The 19,146-nt window shown below is 42.1% G+C and carries 22 protein-coding genes; 17 read left to right on the top strand and 5 right to left on the bottom strand.

The annotated features are described in order from the left end of the window. The first annotated feature begins 102 nt into the window (after window positions 1-102). Window positions 103-456 (top strand): putative quinol monooxygenase, encoded by a 354-nt coding sequence (locus tag ACXAD4_RS27855; protein WP_475245335.1) that lies wholly within the window; start codon window positions 103-105, stop codon window positions 454-456. 134 nt (window positions 457-590) lie between these two features. Continuing rightward, window positions 591-1,232, top strand: a complete 642-nt coding sequence (locus ACXAD4_RS27850) for a DJ-1/PfpI family protein (protein WP_475245333.1) — start codon at window positions 591-593, stop codon at window positions 1,230-1,232. 30 nt (window positions 1,233-1,262) lie between these two features. Here ACXAD4_RS27850 and ACXAD4_RS27845 read toward each other — a convergent pair whose 3' ends face one another. The 4 genes from ACXAD4_RS27845 to ACXAD4_RS27830 form a co-directional block, all read right to left on the bottom strand. Continuing rightward, entirely contained in the window at window positions 1,263-1,601 is a 339-nt protein-coding gene (locus ACXAD4_RS27845; RefSeq protein ID WP_475245331.1) for a DUF1840 domain-containing protein, read from the bottom strand. Then, window positions 1,601-2,173, bottom strand: coding sequence for a rhomboid family intramembrane serine protease (locus ACXAD4_RS27840; protein ID WP_475245329.1), 573 nt, complete (start codon window positions 2,171-2,173; stop codon window positions 1,601-1,603). Before ACXAD4_RS27840 ends, ACXAD4_RS27845 begins: the two co-directional genes overlap by 1 nt. Window positions 2,174-2,228: 55 nt before the next feature. Next, window positions 2,229-3,035: a crotonase/enoyl-CoA hydratase family protein gene (locus ACXAD4_RS27835; RefSeq protein ID WP_475245327.1), complete on the bottom strand. Its 807-nt coding sequence runs from the start codon at window positions 3,033-3,035 to the stop codon at window positions 2,229-2,231. Between the two features lie 78 nt (window positions 3,036-3,113). After that, entirely contained in the window at window positions 3,114-3,605 is a 492-nt protein-coding gene (locus ACXAD4_RS27830) for a hypothetical protein (RefSeq protein ID WP_475245325.1), read from the bottom strand. A 500-nt stretch (window positions 3,606-4,105) separates the two neighbouring features. Between ACXAD4_RS27830 and ACXAD4_RS27825 the strand changes: the two genes are divergently transcribed. From ACXAD4_RS27825 to ACXAD4_RS27755, 15 genes are all read left to right on the top strand, one after another. Further along, on the top strand, window positions 4,106-4,627 hold the full coding sequence (locus ACXAD4_RS27825; protein WP_475245323.1) for a DUF4136 domain-containing protein: 522 nt from the start codon (window positions 4,106-4,108) through the stop codon (window positions 4,625-4,627). Window positions 4,628-4,931: 304 nt separating this feature from the next. Further along, a complete protein-coding gene (locus ACXAD4_RS27820) occupies window positions 4,932-5,114 on the top strand; it encodes a Flp family type IVb pilin (protein ID WP_475245321.1) in 183 nt (60 codons plus the stop codon). Window positions 5,115-5,154: 40 nt separating this feature from the next. Further along, window positions 5,155-5,652: an A24 family peptidase gene (locus ACXAD4_RS27815; protein WP_475245319.1), complete on the top strand. Its 498-nt coding sequence runs from the start codon at window positions 5,155-5,157 to the stop codon at window positions 5,650-5,652. Window positions 5,653-5,663: 11 nt separating this feature from the next. Then, entirely contained in the window at window positions 5,664-7,004 is a 1,341-nt protein-coding gene (locus ACXAD4_RS27810; RefSeq protein ID WP_475245317.1) for a P-loop NTPase family protein, read from the top strand. Beyond that, complete coding sequence (cpaB, locus tag ACXAD4_RS27805; RefSeq protein ID WP_475245315.1) at window positions 6,997-7,791, top strand: Flp pilus assembly protein CpaB; 795 nt, start codon at window positions 6,997-6,999, stop codon at window positions 7,789-7,791. Before ACXAD4_RS27810 ends, cpaB begins: the two co-directional genes overlap by 8 nt. A 24-nt stretch (window positions 7,792-7,815) precedes the next feature. Beyond that, window positions 7,816-9,276 (top strand): type II and III secretion system protein family protein, encoded by a 1,461-nt coding sequence (locus ACXAD4_RS27800; RefSeq protein WP_475245313.1) that lies wholly within the window; start codon window positions 7,816-7,818, stop codon window positions 9,274-9,276. Between the two features lie 10 nt (window positions 9,277-9,286). Then, window positions 9,287-9,556, top strand: a complete 270-nt coding sequence (locus ACXAD4_RS27795; protein ID WP_475245311.1) for a hypothetical protein — start codon at window positions 9,287-9,289, stop codon at window positions 9,554-9,556. Between the two features lie 28 nt (window positions 9,557-9,584). Next, entirely contained in the window at window positions 9,585-10,895 is a 1,311-nt protein-coding gene (locus ACXAD4_RS27790; protein WP_475245309.1) for a pilus assembly protein TadG-related protein, read from the top strand. Further along, a complete protein-coding gene (locus ACXAD4_RS27785) occupies window positions 10,892-11,344 on the top strand; it encodes a TadE/TadG family type IV pilus assembly protein (RefSeq protein ID WP_475245307.1) in 453 nt (150 codons plus the stop codon). The genes ACXAD4_RS27790 and ACXAD4_RS27785 overlap by 4 nt, the downstream gene beginning before the upstream one ends. Next, complete coding sequence (locus tag ACXAD4_RS27780; RefSeq protein WP_475245305.1) at window positions 11,344-11,832, top strand: TadE/TadG family type IV pilus assembly protein; 489 nt, start codon at window positions 11,344-11,346, stop codon at window positions 11,830-11,832. The genes ACXAD4_RS27785 and ACXAD4_RS27780 overlap by 1 nt, the downstream gene beginning before the upstream one ends. A 9-nt stretch (window positions 11,833-11,841) precedes the next feature. Continuing rightward, a complete protein-coding gene (locus ACXAD4_RS27775) occupies window positions 11,842-13,089 on the top strand; it encodes a CpaE/TadZ family protein (protein ID WP_475245303.1) in 1,248 nt (415 codons plus the stop codon). Between the two features lie 2 nt (window positions 13,090-13,091). Next, window positions 13,092-14,492 carry a CpaF family protein gene (locus tag ACXAD4_RS27770; protein ID WP_475245301.1) on the top strand — a complete coding sequence of 467 codons (1,401 nt, stop codon included), beginning with the start codon at window positions 13,092-13,094 and terminating at the stop codon, window positions 14,490-14,492. Beyond that, window positions 14,492-15,460 carry a type II secretion system F family protein gene (locus ACXAD4_RS27765; protein ID WP_475245299.1) on the top strand — a complete coding sequence of 323 codons (969 nt, stop codon included), beginning with the start codon at window positions 14,492-14,494 and terminating at the stop codon, window positions 15,458-15,460. Before ACXAD4_RS27770 ends, ACXAD4_RS27765 begins: the two co-directional genes overlap by 1 nt. A gap of 1 nt (window position 15,461) precedes the next feature. After that, complete coding sequence (locus tag ACXAD4_RS27760; protein WP_475245297.1) at window positions 15,462-16,421, top strand: type II secretion system F family protein; 960 nt, start codon at window positions 15,462-15,464, stop codon at window positions 16,419-16,421. A 24-nt stretch (window positions 16,422-16,445) separates the two neighbouring features. Then, entirely contained in the window at window positions 16,446-17,525 is a 1,080-nt protein-coding gene (locus ACXAD4_RS27755) for a tetratricopeptide repeat protein (RefSeq protein WP_475245295.1), read from the top strand. Between the two features lie 103 nt (window positions 17,526-17,628). On the opposite strand, the gene ACXAD4_RS27750 is transcribed toward ACXAD4_RS27755, so the two are convergent. Continuing rightward, a complete protein-coding gene (locus ACXAD4_RS27750; protein ID WP_475245293.1) occupies window positions 17,629-19,020 on the bottom strand; it encodes an O-antigen ligase family protein in 1,392 nt (463 codons plus the stop codon). Window positions 19,021-19,146: the final 126 nt, after the last annotated feature.

Genomic DNA, 19,146 nt, shown 5'->3' with positions numbered 1-19,146 from the left:
CATTTGACTAATTAACTGTACACCCAGTAACTTGGGTATATGTAACTGCATGGTTTAATTAATCAAAGCTCACAACTTTAAAATGTCTGATAAGGAAGTCAAATGTCGAAAAAAGTTTACTGTATTGCCCAATTCCAACCTAAAGCTGGCCGTGAACAAGAGTTATTTACTGCCCTCCAAGCTCTAGAGCCAAACACGCTAAGAGAAGATGGCTGCCTGCAATATATCGTCACGCGACAGATCAAAAGCCCGTTTGCCGAGGGGAACTCTATGCCTATTGCGTTCAATGAAATATGGTCAGATATGGCAGCATTTGAGGCGCATTGTCAAAGAAAAGAGATCCAAACTTTCTTTGCTACACATTGTGAGGCTGAAACAGGTGCAGCCAAAGAGTGGAATGTATGTATTTATACTGATGAACCAGAGAACTTTGACGCGCCGCAGATAGTTCCTTAATGCAGATGCTTCTTTAATTTGGCTCAGATTCAGACAAAAACACATATCTAATCGCCGGAAGTGCAAACTTGCGATCCCTTCCGGCAGTTCTCGAAGCTACGCTTAAATAGGTCAATTACATTTACGAAAAAGATATGTCAGAACATCAGCAACCAGCCGTGCCATCACGCTTTACATTAGCAATCGTTTTATTTGAAGGGTTTGATTTACTTCAGGTATCGGCTGCTATTGCACTGTTTCATGGATTACCCGAAAAGTTTGATATTCTGCTGACCTCAGAGAACGGCGAGGCGGTGGCCAGCCAACAAGGCATCGTGTTAAACACGGATTTAAGCTATCAGGCACTGATGGCCTATGACATTCTCTTTGTTCCAGGAGGTTCCGGCGTCGAAAGTGCCCTTCTAAACGAAAACCTAATTCATTGGCTTACTAAACAAAACCGACATGACACCCTCATTTGCTCGTCATGTTTAGGGGCTGTGTTACTCGCTCAGGCAGGGCTACTTGAGAATCACTCTGCGACCAGCAATAAACAACACTATCATTGGGCAACGACATTTGGAAACCACGTTAAATGGAACCCCGTAGCCCGCTGGACACGTGATAAGCGTGTATTTACCTCGTCCGGTAATACTGCCTGTTTAGACATGTTTATCGCTGTGATTGCAGATTTTCTTAATGAAGAGGCTGCTCGCAAGGTAGCGATAAAAATGGAATACCTTTGGATTCACGATCCAGACGATGATCCTTTCGCCCCCCTTCACATCGTCGAGTAAAGCTCATGTGTGAGGCCGAGTGAGAAAAATTTAACAACCTTCCTCCCACATGACATGACAATCAGCCTGTTTTGCCGCTTCAAGCATTTCAATCAGTGGCGTTGCACGAGTATGGAGGCTAACTACAGGCTCCATGTCTAAATCGGCGACATCATCAACATCAACAGCATCTTCATCGGCAGCTTGCAACTCTAACTGACGCAGTCTTTGTGTTTCTGCAGTGAGTTTTGCAAGCGCATCACCAATATCCTGCGGATCAATAGCGCCAGGGATGTTCTCACAATGCCCCATAAACTTAAGCAGCTGTTTAGCAATATCACCGAACATCACAACATTCGCGTGGACCTTGCATTTGAACGTCACCAACATTATTCACTCCTTCTCTTATCTCTACGGGCATAAAAGTAGCCCGCTATCCCGCCCGAGATAGCACCGAACAAATGGCTTTCATAGCTGATCCACTCTTGTGTGGGTAAAAATCCCCAAACCATTGAGCCATAAAAAAACATCACCAAAACGGCGATAGCAATAGATTTAACGCTACGATACATAATCGCGTACATCAGCAAGTACGCCCATAGTCCATAGATAATCCCGCTCAAGCCTATATGGTAATGCATTCGACCGAACAACCAGACACCTAAGCCACTGCCTAGCCAGCTAATCATAAAAATGGCGATTAACCTTGCCAAACCTGATCGAGATAACAGAAACGCCAACACAGAAAACGAGAGGATATTACTGATCAAATGGCCCCAAGAGCCATGTAGAAATGGGTAAGCAATAATGCCGGTGAAACCACTAAAGTGACGTGGTAACAGACCAAAATCAGAAAGATAGCCTACAGTGAATACATTGACGACATGCACGACAGTGATGAGCACGACGATTGTCGCAATGAACTTTAGCGAGTCTCTGTCTTTCTGATCCAGCTTCATCATCTGCAACCATTAAAATGCATTAGCTTATATACCATCATCACCCATAACGGTTTTTCTACCAAAACGACTGCCTAGGTTTGTAATCTATATCAACTTTCTTACGTTGTCGTTTGCCGGCGATGTGAAAGTTCTTACCAAGAATCAATCTGATCTGGTTCAAGGTTTCAGTCGCTAGCAAGCGACGATCTGAACTATGCCAGCAGCGATTCATTGTTAATTTGATGGCAGCAATGGCATCAGGAGACCCTTTGCTAATTGCTTGGCATAGCGCTTGGGCTCGTACCATGGGCTCTTCCACCACTTCGGTCACCAAGTTCAGCTTGTTCGCTTCATCTGCTTGTAGGATTTCCCCAGTCATAGTCAATCGCATGGCCGCATCTCTGGGCATCACTTCACGTAGGGACATTAACCCTGCCATATCTGGCATCAACCCCCATCGGATCTCCATAATGGACATCTCTGCATCTGGCGAAGCGATACGAAAATCCGCTCCCAGCACTATTTGCATGCCACCGCCCCAACATTTGCCTTCTATGACAGCAATGACCGGGCAAGGGATCTTGCGCCAATTTCGGGACACACGTTGTGCCATATTGGCATTGCCAGGCAGCCATTTCGCAAGTAAGGAAAGTGCATTGGAACGTGAGGTCACCACACTTTTCACATCAAGCCCACTACTAAAATTCCCGCCCGCACCTCTAACAATCACTGCTCGCACATCCTTGCGCTTGCGTAGCTGGTTACTTACTTTGTCTAGCTCTTTGAATAAAGGCATATCCAGTGCATTACATTTGTCTGGCCTGTTAAGCACAACAGTAACGACACCATCCTCTTCTTCAACAAGCAATCTGGTCCATGACATAGTCGTCCTCTCCCTTCTGGTCTGTCCAGTTACACCATGAACATTAACACAAAATCAACAAAGCACCGCATTGAGTCTTCATCTTTGTGGCGGTTCAAATCCTTTTTTTTCAGCATAGAGTCGCCACTCAGAGGACGTCGAAGAAGATATAGGTTCAATAGTCTCAACACTGACTGCTACATCACCACCAGTACAGGTTGTCCCTGTTGGCTCAATCGAAGCTCTAAATAACGGGTAGGAATGACTGCCCGAGATACACCAATCGAGATCCATTTCCCCTCCCTTGCTGTCACAGACATCAGCAATAAACCGCTGGAACTCATCTATTGAGCCTCTCCCCTTGTCCAAACACCAAAGGCGGTTGTAATGGATGTATCCATCACGGGGATGATAAACCTTACCGGGAAAAAGCGAGGTAAAATCCCATCCGCCACCACGTGTTGCATTCACGTACTGCGCCGATAAACTGGCAATGTCTTTATTTTCATCGATCACAGGCTTTGAGTAATGTTGACTAGTACAGGCACTTACTAAAACACAGCTTAATAATGCCAAACCTGCTTTCCCCATATCCTCACCTTCATGTTAACTACTGCATCCGACTACCTCAGAAATGAGACGTTTAATGTCAGAGGGTTACGCATTAATGCCACTCCATTAATCATAGTGAGGATTTATCTTTCCCTCTAACCCATTTAGTCTTTTGAGACCCTTCTTGAACTTCGCTGTAATGGATGTACCTCATCCATGTCTCTGCAATGAGCAAATACCCCTTGCTAAGCTATGCTTTTATGAGAACAAGCCCAAAGTGTGATGTGAGTCAGATATGTACTTAGAACCTCATTCGAGACTATTAATCGCTGATACTGCCGAGGTATTGGACGCTTTTTTAGACAATGGATTGCATAAGGAATATGAGATTTACTGTCAATTTCCTCACAGCTTGCATTTACAAGAAAAGCTGAAAAATGAATCGCCCATTTCTGTTGAGTTTAATGACGGCTTTATTATCAGCGAAGACGCGCTGTGAGATTTATACACACCTGCATCTAATACTTATAGGTGAAAGTATGGCTAAACAATTAATATTACTGTTTTTTATATTAATTAATATCGGCTGTACTAAGGATGTTGTTACTGACTTTAATAGTGCAGTGAACTACAACAGTTACAAAACCTACGAGTTTGCAACCTTCTCTACTACCCAAGCCACCACGCTCGATGGAAAAAGAATTGAAGATGCTATCGCTACACAACTTTATACAAAAGGGCTAACGGGTGTGAATAATGATGCTGACTTATTAGTTAGGCATTCCATCATCGAACAAAGTGATTTTCAAACCTACGGTACATCATTTGGATTTGGATATAGACATCGAAGCGTTGGTGTTGCCTATTCCACACCAACACAAATTAGAGAATACCGATACGGTAAAATAATCGTAGAGCTCATCGACACCGAAACTAATAGCGTTGTTTGGCGCTCAACTTCCCAACGAAGACTTACCGAAACAATGACTCCTTCTTCCCGCAAAACATTCATTGATACCCAAATCAATGAAATGTTTAAAGAATACCCACCCTACCAATAACCTGCATAAACAAAGTGTAATTAAAAAAGTGCTAAAAAAAGCAATGTCTTTTTTTTGTACTATATTGCACAATTTAAAAGTCAAAATTCATTTATATTTTTTAAATAACTAATTTAATTAGTAAAAATATCAGCACTCCGTACGAAGCATATTCTGCTTAATCAACTAGATAGCTAAATAGTTGATAAATTTGCTCGCCACGATCACAAAAAAGTTCCATTTTTTTTGTATTTCTGAACCAAGTTACTAAATTTATATTGTCGGCGGACAACGACAAAGGTTATGTCAATTAAGGAGTTATACCATGAAATCAGTCAAACAGTTTTTTATCAACTTTTATAAAGATGAAGAAGGACTAACTGCGGTCGAATATGCCGTTGCAGGGGCGCTTGTTGCTGCAGGTGTAGCAACCGCTTTTGGTAATCTTGGAAACGTTTTGAATAACGCTATTAATGGCATTGAGAATCAAATAAAGTCAGGCGGCTAACAGCAAAAATAATTTCAGAATATAGTTATAAGTAGGTTTTATGGTTTTTTTATCAATCATATTGGTTGTGTATGCGTGTTTACACGACATTAAGCACCATAAAATACCAAATTGGGTATGTTTTTCTATCCTCATATTAGGTGTTTTAGGTAATTTAGTTGTTCATAGCCAATTCGATTATAGCCATCTAGCCTCTGCTCTACTTGGAGTATTAATAGGTTTTGCATTATGTATACCTTTATACATGATTAACCTGTTTGGAGCCGGAGACGCCAAACTTTTGGCGTCTCTAGGCATCATTGTTGGTTACCCCAACATCATTACCCTAATTCTCGTTTCCATTATGTTTTCCGGCCTGCTTTCGTTGTTAAGACTCATCTGTTACGGCGAACTCACACCAATGTTAACACGTTGGAAAGTTTCTTTTTTAACAGGTGTTTACGAAAAACCACAAGAAAACTCTGTAGCGGCTGGTGCTGTACCTATGGGGGGAGCGATTTTACTCGCATATTTATACTGTTATTTCTACCTATTCTAAAAGGATATTGCATGGACGCGCATCAATTCAGCAAACCGGTGGAACAAACCCAACCTACTGACAGTATTAACTTATTACTTACAAAGCCAAGAACCGCTGAAGAAACAGGCATTCCTCTGCGCATACTTGATGCTTTGTTGCTTAAGCACCTGACCAAATATGCTGACAGCGACGCGTTGCAACTTTCGAAGCGTATGGCGCTACCAGGTAACATCATCGAACAACTACTGCAAAAGCTCAAAGATAACGCGTATGTCGAAATACGTTCTGACGGACGTTTTTCATCCGGGCTGAGATATGCACTAACAGAGAAAGGTCGAGCCGTAGCCAACTTGGAACTTCAGCGTGATGGCTACATGGGGCCGGTTCCTATTTCTCTGCATCACTACAACCAATTGGTGCTTTCCCAATCATCTTTAAAGCAAGCTGTTACCCCTTCTGTCCTACGCAAAGGGCTCAACGGGCTGATTTTACCTAATAATATTGTTAATCAAGTTGGCCCAGCGTTGAATTCAGGCAGAGCAATTTTCATTTATGGGCTGCCGGGCACAGGTAAAACCTATATATCCCGGCGACTTGTAAAACTCTTTGATAGCACAGTGTATATCCCCTATGCCATATGTGCTGGCACACAAGTTATCCAAATTTATGACCCTGTTGTTCACAAAGCCATTTCAACGACCAACACGCCATCTATTTTTTTAGACAGCGGTACCGACGAGCGTTTGGTTCATTGCTACCGGCCAGAAGTTGTTGTCGGCGGCGAGTTAACCGCAGAAATGCTAGAAGTCAGCCTAGATGCCACTTCGAAAATCAACCGAGCTTCATTACAGTTAAAAGCAAATAATGGCCTGCTGCTTATAGATGATTTAGGTCGTCAAAAAATGAGCGTCGACGCCATATTAAACCGTTGGATCATACCGCTTGAAGAGCGCATCGATTATTTGAGCACCGCTTCTGGTGAGCATTTTGAGATCCCTTTCGAGCAAGTGTTGGTGTTTTCATCCAATATCCACCCTGCAAAACTGGCAGATGATGCCTTTTTACGGCGTATTGGCTACAAAATTCAATTTGGGCCAATATCTGCCAATGATTATCAAGATCTGTGGCACAAAGAGTGTCAAAAGCACCAGCTCAATACTTCTAATACCACGCTGGAATATATCATTAATCAGCTTCATGCTTACGACAAAGTCCCTCTTCTCCCTTGCTACCCCCGGGATCTAGTATCAATGTGCGCTAACCAAATTAAATTTAGCCAGGCTTCCTCTGTCATCAACGCAGAGCTCATTGATCTCGTCTGGAACTGTTACTTCGTAAACGATTCATCTGATGGAGGTGAACATGTCTAAAGGTAGGCTCCTCATCACAATATTGATATCAACATTTATGGGCTTCGGTGCACTAATGTTGGCAAATAACTGGCTAGAAGAGCAGCAAGCAAATCTCGAACCTGTAAAGGCAGAGCCTGAGCAAGTGGAAGTTGTCAGGGAAGTCATCAAAGAAGTGATCAAAGAAGAGAACAAAGTCGGTCAGGTCACCGCAATACATTTAATTCCGTCAGGTACTATCCTTGAGCCTAAACACCTGGTGATAAAAAAACTACCTGAGGAGGTGATTACATCTAGTGGATTTGAACACACGCAAGATGTTGTCGGCAAAGTGGTCAAAAACGAAATTTTGGCCGGTGAAGTGATCAGGAAAGAACGATTAGTCAATGCAGGAGAAGGCACAACACTGGCGGCTCTTATCTCTCCGAATATGCGAGCAGTCACCATAAGGGTTAATGACGTCATTGGTGTTGCAGGTTTCTTGCTGCCTGGTGATTATGTCGATGTTATTTATGCACGAAAAAATGTATCCCGGGCACAAACTGTTTTAAAGCGGATCAAAATTCTCGCGGTCGACCAAACAGCTAAAACGAATGCATCCGACCCTATCATTGTTCGCGCAGTGACCCTTGAACTCACCCCTCGACAAGCTGAATCACTTGTCACCGCTAAATCAAAAGGCGAACTTCAACTATCGCTTCGTAATCCCAACGACCCAATCGAAAAACCACGTGTTTACAGAAAAACCACCGATAGCGTCACTATCATCAAGGGCACCGAAAGTAGCCGCGTCAATGTCAAAATATAGTTTGCAGTCATAGGAAGCTACCGCATGGAAGCACTAAAACCAATTACAAAGTTATTCCTTATCGGGGTAATACTCTCTTTCTTGCTGAGTGGTTACAGCTTTGCAGCGCGTACTCTGTCAATTTCTGTCCCTCACAACAAATCTCGGCTGGTTGAGATTCCAGGTAGTGCAAAACGTATCTCTATTGGTAACCCGGACGTCGCAGACATCATCATTCTGAGATCAAATCGTATTTATGTGTTAGGTAAATCATTGGGCACTACCAATGTAATTATCTGGGACTCCCGTGATCGCTTAATTACGGTTTTGGATGTAGAGGTAACCCACGATCTCAATGCCCTAAAAGCCAAACTCTACGAGTTCATGCCTCAGGAAAAAATCGCTGTCTATACCAGCCAGAACAAGTTGGTATTGAGTGGGGAAGTAACCAGTGCAGAAAAAATAGCTATGGCCGAAGAGGTTGCGCATACCTTTACCAATAGTGGGACAGGCATCATCAACCTCATGAGTGTGGGCGGTTCACACCAGATCATGCTCGAAGTTACCGTTGCCGAAGTTTCGCGAACGCTAGTAAGAGAATTTGATTCCAACTTTGTTTTTGCCAGAAATAACAGCAACTGGACCTGGGGTACTGTGAATGGTGGCGCGAGTATTCCCGCGGTTCCGGAACTTAACGATGCAGGTAACATTATCACTGAGATAATCAGTGACCCTCTCAGTATTGATGACAACGGCATTTTTGCTAGCTACCTCAGTGACAGTACCTTATTCAGTGCCGCCTTCAGTATTGCGAAAACCAATGGATTAGCCAAAGTCCTGGCCGAGCCAACTCTGACTGCGTTAAGTGGTGAAAATGCAGAGTTTCTTTCGGGCGGTGAATTCCCTATCCCAGTTCCGAATGATGACAATATCACCATTGAGTTCAAAGAGTTTGGTGTGGGTTTACAGTTCGTACCTACCGTTTCTTCCGCCGACAATATCAACCTTGCGTTGAATATTGAAGTCAGTGAAATCACAAACCAAAATGCGGTCACCCTTAATCCGTCTGGTACCAGTTCACAGTTCTTTGTTCCGGCTCTCACCAAGCGTAGCGCCAAAACTACCGTCTCTTTGGGTAATGGCCAAACTATCGGTATTGCTGGCTTACTCAATGAAAACATCACGGACGTTGTCAATAAGTTACCCGGCCTTGGCGACCTTCCCATTATCGGCCAATTATTCCGTAGCCAGTCATTTCGTAAAGGTGAAACGGAGTTGGTCATTTTAGTTACACCTAGGTTAGCTAAACCTATCCGGAGACAAGATATTAGCCTACCTACCGATAGTTTCGTTGAGCCCAATGACTGGGAGTTCTACCTCTTGGGTCGCATGAGCGAGCTAAAAGAAAACCAGCCACTGAATCAAAACGCACCCTATACCCAAAGCAACACTGCAGTACTCACCCCAAGCGCAGGTACCGAAGGGCAATTCGGTCACAGTTTATAAGGAAAGAGCAATGCGTAATAAGATGAAGTGGAAGCGAGCACCCTTATTAACAGTTCTACTCATGATCTTCCCTAGCCTATCGGTCGCTGAGGTGACGTTGGGAAAAAGCCGGGATCAGATGATTCGGTTACAAACCGTCGATCCAATAGCTGAAAACAGAGTACCAACCCAATCACCGCCATTTAGTGGGAAAAAAGCATCAAAGGCGCTGAAAAATGAGGATAAGGGTTCAACGCAAGATAGGGTCAAAAACAAAAACATCGTAACCCAAACCAATTAAGTTTGAGTTTAATAAGAGGTTTGCAGGGATGAGAAATTCAAGGCACACACAAATAACGAAACAACGTGGTGTAGTAGCAATCTTCACCACCTTTGCCCTTGTTTCACTAATTGGCATAGGCGCGTTAGCCTTGGATGTCGGTCATCTCATTTTATCTAAAAGTAGATTGCAGAACCTTGCCGATGCAGCCGCATTAACAGCAGCCAAAACCTTAGATCAAAAAGGTACCCTTATCGATGCCAAAAATGAGGGAAACACGACAATACAGACTAACCTCTCTTCATCAGGTTTTACGGGATTAACTATATCCTTCGATAGTGTCAGCTATGAATTCTCAGAAGCCTTGCCATTTGACCCATTAACCCAGACTTCCTCGTCTAAGTATGTACGAGTCAAAATAGAAAACATTGCTCTACCCGAGTTTCTATCTTCGATTTTTGGCGTTACGCTACATGCCCGCGCTTCCGCCGTTGCAGGGCCTAGCACCAGCTTGGGGATGACCTGCAATGTACTCCCCTTGAGTATTTGTGAGGGTGATTCTGATAGCTCAACACTTTCCGGCTATTCGCCCCAGTCTCTCCATGTCCTGAAAGCCTCTACAAGCAAAGATTCAGCAATTGGCTCGGGAAATTATATGGCCGTGGCCTTGCAAGGTGTCGATGGTAGTACTGAGTCAGGCGCTAAAGCATACAGTGAGGCCCTTGCAGGAAACTTCGACAGTTGTGTCAATAATGCCGACGGTGAAGTAATAACCACCGAGCCCGGTAATATGGTTGGCCCTTCTTTGGCTATCGATACCCGTTTCGGCGTTTACGACAAGGGTAATCTTGACCCAAGTCTTTATATTAGTGATATAGACACTAGCTATGAGAAGAATGATCCAGCATTAATCGAAGAGGTCACTGAAGAAAGTGATGAAGGAGAGTCAACAACAACCTATAAACCCAACAAGACTTACGATGAAATATATAACTACCAAAAATACATCTCTAATTACGAGTCAAATAATTATCAAGCGTGTCTAGGATCTGAAAACTGCCAGAACAAAGGGCTTTTTAGGCGAGTAGTGACTGTCCCCATACTGAAATGTGATCAAGCAACAAAATCAGGGGGACGGATGGATATCCCTCTGAAAGGATTGGGCTGTTTCTTCCTTAACCAGCCTTTGAGCATTACTACAACAACTGATAATAAAAACGGTAAAGGCGATGGCTCATGGATCATCGGCGAATTTATTGAAGACTGCAGAAATTACAGCGGTCAGCCTGGTCTAGTGCCTGATACTGAAGGTCCTTACAAAATTGTCTTATACAACGACCCTAATAGTGAGGATTCATGAGTAGTCGTAGCCTCAAGGAACAAACAGGGCTCGCGATTGTAGAGTTTACTATTATCGCACCGATTTTGATTATCCTACTGATTGCCATCAGTGAGTTAGGGCGTGCCTATTATACCTATACCCAAATTGAAAAAATTAGCCGCGATTCTTCTCGGTATTTATCCAACAGAATAATAGTCGGAGATAGCGGTAGTTACGACCTCACGGATCAACTTGTTTCTAGTGCAAAAAATTTATCACTGTATGGCTCCGCTGTGGATAGTAGCTCAACGGTAATCAATAACCTCAAAGAAGATCACATTACTATCGAGTTAAATAATAACTACATCACAACACAGATCATTTATCCTTTTGAGCCGGTATTCGCACAATGGCCAGCTTTTTTTAGCGATGAACCAAGCTCATTAGTGTTCGACATTGTCGCCAGCTACAGCATGAGGGTATTGTAATGAAGCCTTATACCTCTCAAAAACAACAAAATGGCATTGCACTCGTTGAGTTCACACTGGTTGCCACTATCTTTTTTACTTTAATATTTGCGATTTTTGAAATAGGCAGACTGATTTATTCATGGCATTTACTCAACGAAACGACTCGCCGAGCGGCAAGGATTGCAGTTGTATGCCAAGTTGATACTGACGATATCCAATCTGTAAAAATAACAAGCTTATTAGACTCAGTCACTTTACCTGACTTCAGCATTGATAATATAGAAATTAACTACCTTGATAGCACGGCTACGGCAATCACGGAGGATCTAACCTTAGCCGAAAACTACAATCAGATTGAATTTGTGGAAGCTAAAATTGTTAACTATCAATTCAAGCCACTCTTTCCGATTGTCACAAACAGTTTAAGTATAACGGCACCAGATTTCTCTACCCTACTTCCAAGAGAAAGCCTGGGAGTAACAAGAAATGGATTTACAAATTGTTAGGTGCATATTATGAATACATTGACTGAAAAACCGATATCAACGTTAAATAAAGAGAACAAAGCGACTAAATCGAAACTGCCGTTATCAACGACGATTCAAGGCTGGGTTATCAGCAATGATGAAGACTTCAAAGCACCTTTGATGGAATACCTTGCGCTATGGCCAAATGCAAAGTTTTCTTCAATGACAGAATTAGAATATAAGATAGCATTTAACAACTTAAAACAATTCCCTACCCCAGACATTATCATTGCCGATAGCAATTTAAATTGGGAAAAACTCTCAAATGATGTTGTAGAGCAATATACCACTGACTTACCAATTATCCTTATTAGTCACCAGTCTGACGCTGAGATGTTGAGACGAGCGATTAAGAACAACATTAAAGATGTGCTTACCATACCCTTTGATGAAAATGAAATAGATAGCATTTTAGACGAATGTGCGAAATCAAAAAGGATTAAAAGAGGCCAAGGCAAACTCAGTGTATTTATCAACGCCAAAGGTGGCATGGGTACTTCTATTATCAGTACCACTATTGCTCATATGATGGCACTTGATGATTTAAGCACTTGCTTGGTAGACACAGACGGACAATTTGGTAGTGTTTCCAATCTATTGTCGACCCCAACTAAGTACATTCTAAGTGATGCCTTATCGCAAGTAGAAACACTCGACGAGTATGCCTTAAATGGCATGCTGACAAAACACTCATCAGGATTGAAGTTCATTGCTACCCGATCTGAACATGTTTTTGACAGTATTAATGAAGTTCAACCTAAACTGTTTGCTGACTTTATTACCCAATCCAAAAACAATTTCAACCATGTTGTTATTGATATGTCTCGTGGTATGGAAAACAGTACGTTACCAGCGATCTCGGAAGCAAACTATATTTTTATTGTTGTACAGCAAAACATACCCGCAATCAGGGAAGCCGCTTCATTAATCAAACGGATCAAACACCTGTTTGGCAATAGTGATCAGCAGATCAAAGTCATCGTCAACCGTTATTCTAAAAATGTCGATATCACCGACAAAGATATAATAAAGTCACTACGTGTCGATGACATCATCTTAGTTCCTAATGACTACCAGTCAGTGAGCTCTTCAACAAACCTTGGCGAATTACTTGCCTCAAACTTTGAAAACAAACCTATTACAAAGTCTTTGAGGAGTGTGTCTAACATAATTTATGAAAAAGAAATCACCCATGTGACAGGTCTTAAGAAGTTGATGATGTATTTTAGGGGATAATTATGTTTTTAAAGAGAAAAACACAGCAAGCCGAAGAACCACTCGCTCCTCAAAAGAGCGAGCCTTCTCCTATCCTGACACACAAAGAACCTGTTCATGTTGAAACATCTTCGATCGTCTCATTGACCAATCAAGAGATAAAGATAAAAGATGAGATCATGGATGACATTTTTAAAGCTCTTGATCTTTCTTTGTTAGAAACCCTCGAGCTCACTGAAGCTCGCAAACAAATTGCAGATATGGTCAGTTTATTGCTGCTTGAGAAAGAAGTACCGCTTAATGCAGAAGGACGACTAAGGGTTATTGATGAAATCTGCGATGAGATCCTAGGCCTCGGACCTATTGAGCCGCTACTGAAAGACCCCACTATCTCAGATATTCTGATTAACTCCAGTAAACAGATATACATCGAACGTAAAGGCAAGCTTGAGGCAATTAACTCTTCTTTTCGCGATGATAGGCATCTACTCAACGTAATTGACCGTATTGTTTCGCAAGTTGGACGGCGTATTGATGAAGGCTCCCCCATGGTCGATGCAAGGCTTAAAGATGGCTCGCGTATTAATGCGATTATTCCACCATTAGCCATCGACGGCCCTTCTCTTTCAATCAGGCGTTTTTCGGTTGAAAAGCTCAAGATGGAACAACTGCTGGGTTTCGGCACATTGAATGAGGAAATGGCGCACTTTCTGCAAGCTGTCGTCAAAGGGCGGCAGAATATTCTCATTTCAGGCGGGACAGGGTCTGGTAAAACAACAACCCTGAATATCTGCTCGTGCTTTATCCCTGAAAATGAACGAATCATTACCATTGAAGACTCTGCGGAGTTACAGCTTCAGCAACCCCATGTCGTGCGCTTAGAAACCCGCCCCGCCAACATTGAAGGCAAAGGAGCCATTACCCAGCGTGAGCTCGTCATCAACTCACTCCGAATGAGACCCGATCGCATTGTTGTTGGTGAGGTGCGTGGTGGTGAAGCCGTTGATATGCTGGCCGCAATGAACACAGGACATGATGGCTCAATGACAACCATTCACGCCAATACGCCTCGTGATGCTTTGGGCCGAATAGAAAACATGTTTGCAATGGCAGGTTGGAACATGCCTATCAAGAACATACGCTCCCAAATCGCTTCTGCTATCAACATCGTGGTGCAGCTTCGACGCATGGAAGATGGTAAAAGACGCATCACCAGTATTGTCGAAATCAATGCGATGGAAGGCGATGTTATTACCATGACAGAATTATTTTGCTTTCAGCGCAAAGGCATTGACGAACAAGGAAATGTGCTGGGTGACTATGTCGCAACCGGCAATATTCCTTCGTTTATTGAAGCATTCAAGCATATGGGTATCGACCTCCCCTACAGCTACTTTAATGATTCAAATTTGGAGGACTTCTAATGGATCAGAATCTCCAACTTTACTTAATAATACTTTTCGTTGCCGTTGTGGTCGTTACACAGACAATTCTGATCACTACTACGGGGGCACGGGCGAAGCGATCCAGACTAATGAAGGAGCAACTCAAGCACATTGAAGAAGATGGCTCTAAGCAAAAGTCTCTGTTACGAGCGAACTACCTCGAGCAGCTTTCACCAACAGAACGTTGGTTGGAAAATAATCGATTTGGTGAGTTCATGTCGGAGAGACTCGCTTTAGCTGGCTTAGAATGGAAAGCGTATAAAACAACCTTATGGTTAACTATCATATGTGTCACTACATTTATTGCTTCTTATCTTTTCTTCAAAAGCATAAAAATAGCAACATTCATCCCCGCAGCTATTATTGCTGTTTTCATTATTTTCTTACGTTATAAAGCCGAGAAAAGAATGCAGCTGTTTGAAGAGCAGTTCATTGAGGCCATTGATGTCATGAAAAGAGCGCTTCTCGTTGGCTATCCATTTACTGAAGTCATGAAAACCGTCAGCCAAGAAATGGCGCCGCCGATCTCAACTGAGTTTGGTAAAACATTCATTGAACTCAATTATGGGGCTGACTTAAGAACAGCGTTAGAAAACCTTGCACAACGGAATCCTTCAGTCAGTGTTTTGGCCTTTAACAGTGCCGTCATTATCCAGAAAGAAACTGGCGGCAACTTAGCTGAAACCTTAGATAAGATTTCCAATGTGATCCGCGGAAGGTTCAAACTGCTGCGCAGAGTGAAAACACTGTCTGCAGAAGGACGAATGTCTGCCTGGGTGCTAATGCTGGTTCCTTTTGTACTTTTCCTTGTTCTATATCTTTCTAATCCTGAGTACTTATCTCCTCTGATGACCACAGATACAGGTATTACCCTTTTGAAACTAGCTGGTTTCTCCATGTTTATGGGCTTACTGTGGATAAGAAAGCTGTTACGTATCGAGGTATAACATGGATTACTTGATATCATTATCCTCAAACTTTCTCGATGACACTCAAACAAAGTGGGTGTTTCTTGCATTAATCTTTGCTGTCACTGTATTGCTAACCGTTTCTATATCAATACTGCTAACTAACAGCATCACGCCAGTGAAGAAAAAATTAAAACGTATCTCCGGGCAAAATAATCAGCTGCACTCTGCTTCTGAGTTGAAGAAATTCGATAAGACATTGGAGTCTATTGATAAATATGTGAAGCCTACATCAGTCAAGGAGCAAGCAAATACGAAAACACTGTTAATGCATGCTGGTTTTGAAAATGAAAAAGCACTAACTTCTTTTTATGCGCTAAAATCAGTATTAGCCATTACGGTTGGCTTAATCTGCATTATCAGTTCACAGTTTTTTCCCGAAGCGTCAACGCAAAAAGTCATTACCAATAGCCTTTTTGCTGTAGGGTTAGCCAGTTTTCTTCCAAATTTTGCATTAAATGCCCTTGCGAACAAGCGGATTAAATCAATGAGAAGGGCTTTCCCTGATGCGCTTGATTTGCTTGTCGTGTCTACTGAGGCAGGGTTAGGCTTCCAGGCAGCCCTTCAACGAGTAGCAACAGAAATCAAGCCATTGTCGAAAGACCTCAGCCATGAACTTCAACTAGTTTGCCAAAAAACAAAAGTTGGGATTCCTATGGCTGCTGCACTGAATCAATTTATTACACGTACAGGGTTAGCTGAATTACAAGGCTTGGTCAGTGTTATCTCACAATCTGTCAAACTGGGATCCAGTTTAGGTGACACCTTACGTGAATATGCTTCTGAATTTCGTGACAGGAGAATGCAAAAAGCAGAAGAGGCTGCAGCAAAAATAGGAACGAAAATGATCTTCCCTCTAATCACCTGCATATGGCCAGGTTTTTTCGTCGTGGCCGTCGGCCCGGCAGTGCTCATTTTTATGAAAGTGTTTGCTAGTTAATTGATTTTCAAGGAAGGTAAAATAATGAGTCCTCTCCCACTAAAGCTATTTTCTTTTATGATGGTGATTGCGTTAGCTGGTTGCACAGCCAATAACAATACGGCAAACCAAAACAATGTAGAGTTCAATCATGAGTTATATGACGGCAAACCGACATTGGGTTTAACAGGTGAATTTCCTCCCGAAACCGCTGAGGAAGCAATTGTAAGAGGCGATAATGCCTACATGGCCGGGGATCCGGATCTGGCCTTGTACGAGTACATAAGAGCTGTCAGCTTTCCTTCCCAGAAGAAAGCAGACCAAGCTTTCTATAAGATTGGTTATATTCATCATCAGCGAAAAAATTATGCTCTAGCAAAACTCGCATACGCTCGCGCTGCACTAATTAAACCTAACAGCATCCAATATACGGCTTCGGTTGGTGTCGTTTCACTCCAACTTGGTGAGCATGATAATGCTAGGAAACAATTGCTAAAGGCCGTAATGATGGATCAAGAGCGTCAAGGCATTACGCAATTTGATCCGGATACGACTATGCTATCTCAACCGCTAAAAATGGACGGGCAATCTCCTTTCGAAGCCTATATCGCCTTGGGGATTCTGACTGACTTAGACGCAAACCACCAAGATGCTCAGAAGATCTATCTCACTGCTCTTGATGTCAATAATCGCTCAGAAAAGGCATTGACTAATTTAGGCTACTCATATTATCTGGACGGTAAAATCGAACAAGCTGAAATGATCAACCGCCGAACCAGTACTCTCTACCCTAACAATCAACGTGCGTGGTCAAATTTAGGCCTCACCTATATTAAGGCTAAACGTTACGAAGATGCCCTCGATGCCTTATCAAAGGTGATGAACCGTGAAAAAGCGCTCAATGACATTGGATATTTTGCAATGCTTGAAGGCGACTATGAGAGTGCCATCGATTACTTAAATAGAGCCATTAACACCAGCCCTACTTTCTATGCCAAAGCCCATGAAAATTTACAACGCGCTCAGAAGTTACAGATTACTGCGCCACCCGTAAAACTCACTAATGAGCGAAGAGGGAGTCAGTCACAAGCAACAGTATTCTCAATTACAGATACCACACATTAACGAGAGGTAAATTGTTAGAGAGCCATGAAGCATAAATCATAACTCATTGGCTCTCTAACTCTCAGAATCAATTACCTTGTGGTAATTTGAGTATACATATAATTTACATTGAGCAATTGTTCCCAAGCCAAAACTCTATCCGCACTTTTTCAGACAGAATTTTCTCATTGCTAATATTGGATGCCTGATAGTATTCAATTCTTTCATACATTCGTGCGCTCATGCTAAAAACAATCATTACTGCGAGGCTAATGAGAATAAAGTGATTAGCTCTACAAACAGAATGATTCTGTTTTACAGGAGAAGTGGTCCATAGAAAGGCTAGTGAGACAATAAACAACAATTGGCTTAATGGTGTATTTAGCACCCCTGATACAAGACTATAAGTTAAGCTTGCTAAAATAGATAACCCGAATACACGTACCAACCTACTCTTAGTCGTAACCACAGAATACAGCACATGGAAACTGAAAATCACAAAAGAAACTGTAGCCAGTACCCCCCAATCAACCCAAATATTTAACAGCGAGTTATGTGGGTGGCCTGTATTTGGGATTGAATAAAATTCTGATGCACAGACAAAGTAACCGCCTCCATTCCCCCAAAAATTTACCAGTGTTAAAGACTCTTTCCATAATTGCCATCTACCTGATGTACCGGATCGAATCTCACCGAGATCTAACTCGCCATTATAAAACAACCAATTGGGCAACGGATCTAATAAAGCGAACTTTGCAAGGTAGCCCAAAATCATTGATATGATGACCAACTTAAGAATATCCGAACGCCAAGATCGATCCAAAATGGCCCAAAGCATGACTGTTACTAATAAGGCAGCTGAAACTCCCCTCGCATCTGTTGCTATGATTGCCGCTACTGAAGCAACTAAAGCTGTAGTATACGCAGCTGAGTAATTACTTTTTCTTTTAGCCAGTATTGCCATATAGAGCACAGGAATAATAAGCCAAACTTGGACTTGATTTAGAAATCTAGGGTTTGCAAAGCTAAATATAGTGTGAAGATTACTTTCTAAGTTTAAATAAAGACGTAGCCAAAATGCGATGGCAACTGAAAAAAACAAAAGCAATGATACCAAAGCAAAAGCTTGTATCACTTTACTCCTCTGTGATTGGATACCCACCCTTAAAAAATAACAAGTGATTCCCATCCCCAGAATAAATAAAAAATCACTGACATGATTGACCGCATTCTCATTCATAAGCGTAGACATTGTCATGCTGAATAACATGGTAAATAACAGTACTCGATTAAAGAGTGACAAATGTCTAAAACCATTGACAATCTCACATCTAACTGTATTGGAGCATAAACTTATCAGAGAGGTTAACCAAACAATGCCCACGACAAAGAATCGTTTTGAATCGTACAGATAGACGATGGTTTCTTTTCTAATAGTTAAATTGAAGCTAAATAGGATTAAACCTAAAACCACTAAAAAAATCACGTTATTGTAATAATTATTTTTAACTACCATTATTTCTTCCCTGATATGCAGTTACAACAATTAATTATATACAATGGCTTATAGTTTTTTCTGTGTAGCTCTCATTTATACAAAAAAGCCAGCAGAAAAACTGCTGGCTTTGAGTTTCTAATTACT

This window comes from Photobacterium sp. AWH4_225, from assembly GCF_056158405.1.
The sequence above is the reverse complement of the archived record's forward strand: the minus strand, read 5'-3'. Positions and strand labels throughout refer to the sequence as shown.

Excerpts from the sequence above, each read along its gene's own strand:
- ACXAD4_RS27765 (WP_475245299.1), top strand. The coding sequence starts at position 14,492 with ATGGATCAGAATCTCCAACTTTACTTAATAATACTTTTCGTTGCCGTT.
- ACXAD4_RS27845 (WP_475245331.1), bottom strand. The coding sequence starts at position 1,601 with ATGTTGGTGACGTTCAAATGCAAGGTCCACGCGAATGTTGTGATGTTC.
- ACXAD4_RS27780 (WP_475245305.1), top strand. The coding sequence starts at position 11,344 with ATGAAGCCTTATACCTCTCAAAAACAACAAAATGGCATTGCACTCGTT.
- ACXAD4_RS27755 (WP_475245295.1), top strand. The coding sequence starts at position 16,446 with ATGAGTCCTCTCCCACTAAAGCTATTTTCTTTTATGATGGTGATTGCG.
- ACXAD4_RS27750 (WP_475245293.1), bottom strand. The coding sequence starts at position 19,020 with ATGGTAGTTAAAAATAATTATTACAATAACGTGATTTTTTTAGTGGTT.
- ACXAD4_RS27820 (WP_475245321.1), top strand. The coding sequence starts at position 4,932 with ATGAAATCAGTCAAACAGTTTTTTATCAACTTTTATAAAGATGAAGAA.
- ACXAD4_RS27800 (WP_475245313.1), top strand. The coding sequence starts at position 7,816 with ATGGAAGCACTAAAACCAATTACAAAGTTATTCCTTATCGGGGTAATA.
- ACXAD4_RS27840 (WP_475245329.1), bottom strand. The coding sequence starts at position 2,173 with ATGATGAAGCTGGATCAGAAAGACAGAGACTCGCTAAAGTTCATTGCG.
- ACXAD4_RS27770 (WP_475245301.1), top strand. The coding sequence starts at position 13,092 with ATGTTTTTAAAGAGAAAAACACAGCAAGCCGAAGAACCACTCGCTCCT.
- ACXAD4_RS27815 (WP_475245319.1), top strand. The coding sequence starts at position 5,155 with ATGGTTTTTTTATCAATCATATTGGTTGTGTATGCGTGTTTACACGAC.
- ACXAD4_RS27785 (WP_475245307.1), top strand. The coding sequence starts at position 10,892 with ATGAGTAGTCGTAGCCTCAAGGAACAAACAGGGCTCGCGATTGTAGAG.
- ACXAD4_RS27795 (WP_475245311.1), top strand. The coding sequence starts at position 9,287 with ATGCGTAATAAGATGAAGTGGAAGCGAGCACCCTTATTAACAGTTCTA.
- ACXAD4_RS27855 (WP_475245335.1), top strand. The coding sequence starts at position 103 with ATGTCGAAAAAAGTTTACTGTATTGCCCAATTCCAACCTAAAGCTGGC.
- cpaB (WP_475245315.1), top strand. The coding sequence starts at position 6,997 with ATGTCTAAAGGTAGGCTCCTCATCACAATATTGATATCAACATTTATG.
- ACXAD4_RS27850 (WP_475245333.1), top strand. The coding sequence starts at position 591 with ATGTCAGAACATCAGCAACCAGCCGTGCCATCACGCTTTACATTAGCA.
- ACXAD4_RS27775 (WP_475245303.1), top strand. The coding sequence starts at position 11,842 with ATGAATACATTGACTGAAAAACCGATATCAACGTTAAATAAAGAGAAC.
- ACXAD4_RS27835 (WP_475245327.1), bottom strand. The coding sequence starts at position 3,035 with ATGTCATGGACCAGATTGCTTGTTGAAGAAGAGGATGGTGTCGTTACT.
- ACXAD4_RS27790 (WP_475245309.1), top strand. The coding sequence starts at position 9,585 with ATGAGAAATTCAAGGCACACACAAATAACGAAACAACGTGGTGTAGTA.
- ACXAD4_RS27830 (WP_475245325.1), bottom strand. The coding sequence starts at position 3,605 with ATGGGGAAAGCAGGTTTGGCATTATTAAGCTGTGTTTTAGTAAGTGCC.
- ACXAD4_RS27760 (WP_475245297.1), top strand. The coding sequence starts at position 15,462 with ATGGATTACTTGATATCATTATCCTCAAACTTTCTCGATGACACTCAA.
- ACXAD4_RS27825 (WP_475245323.1), top strand. The coding sequence starts at position 4,106 with ATGGCTAAACAATTAATATTACTGTTTTTTATATTAATTAATATCGGC.
- ACXAD4_RS27810 (WP_475245317.1), top strand. The coding sequence starts at position 5,664 with ATGGACGCGCATCAATTCAGCAAACCGGTGGAACAAACCCAACCTACT.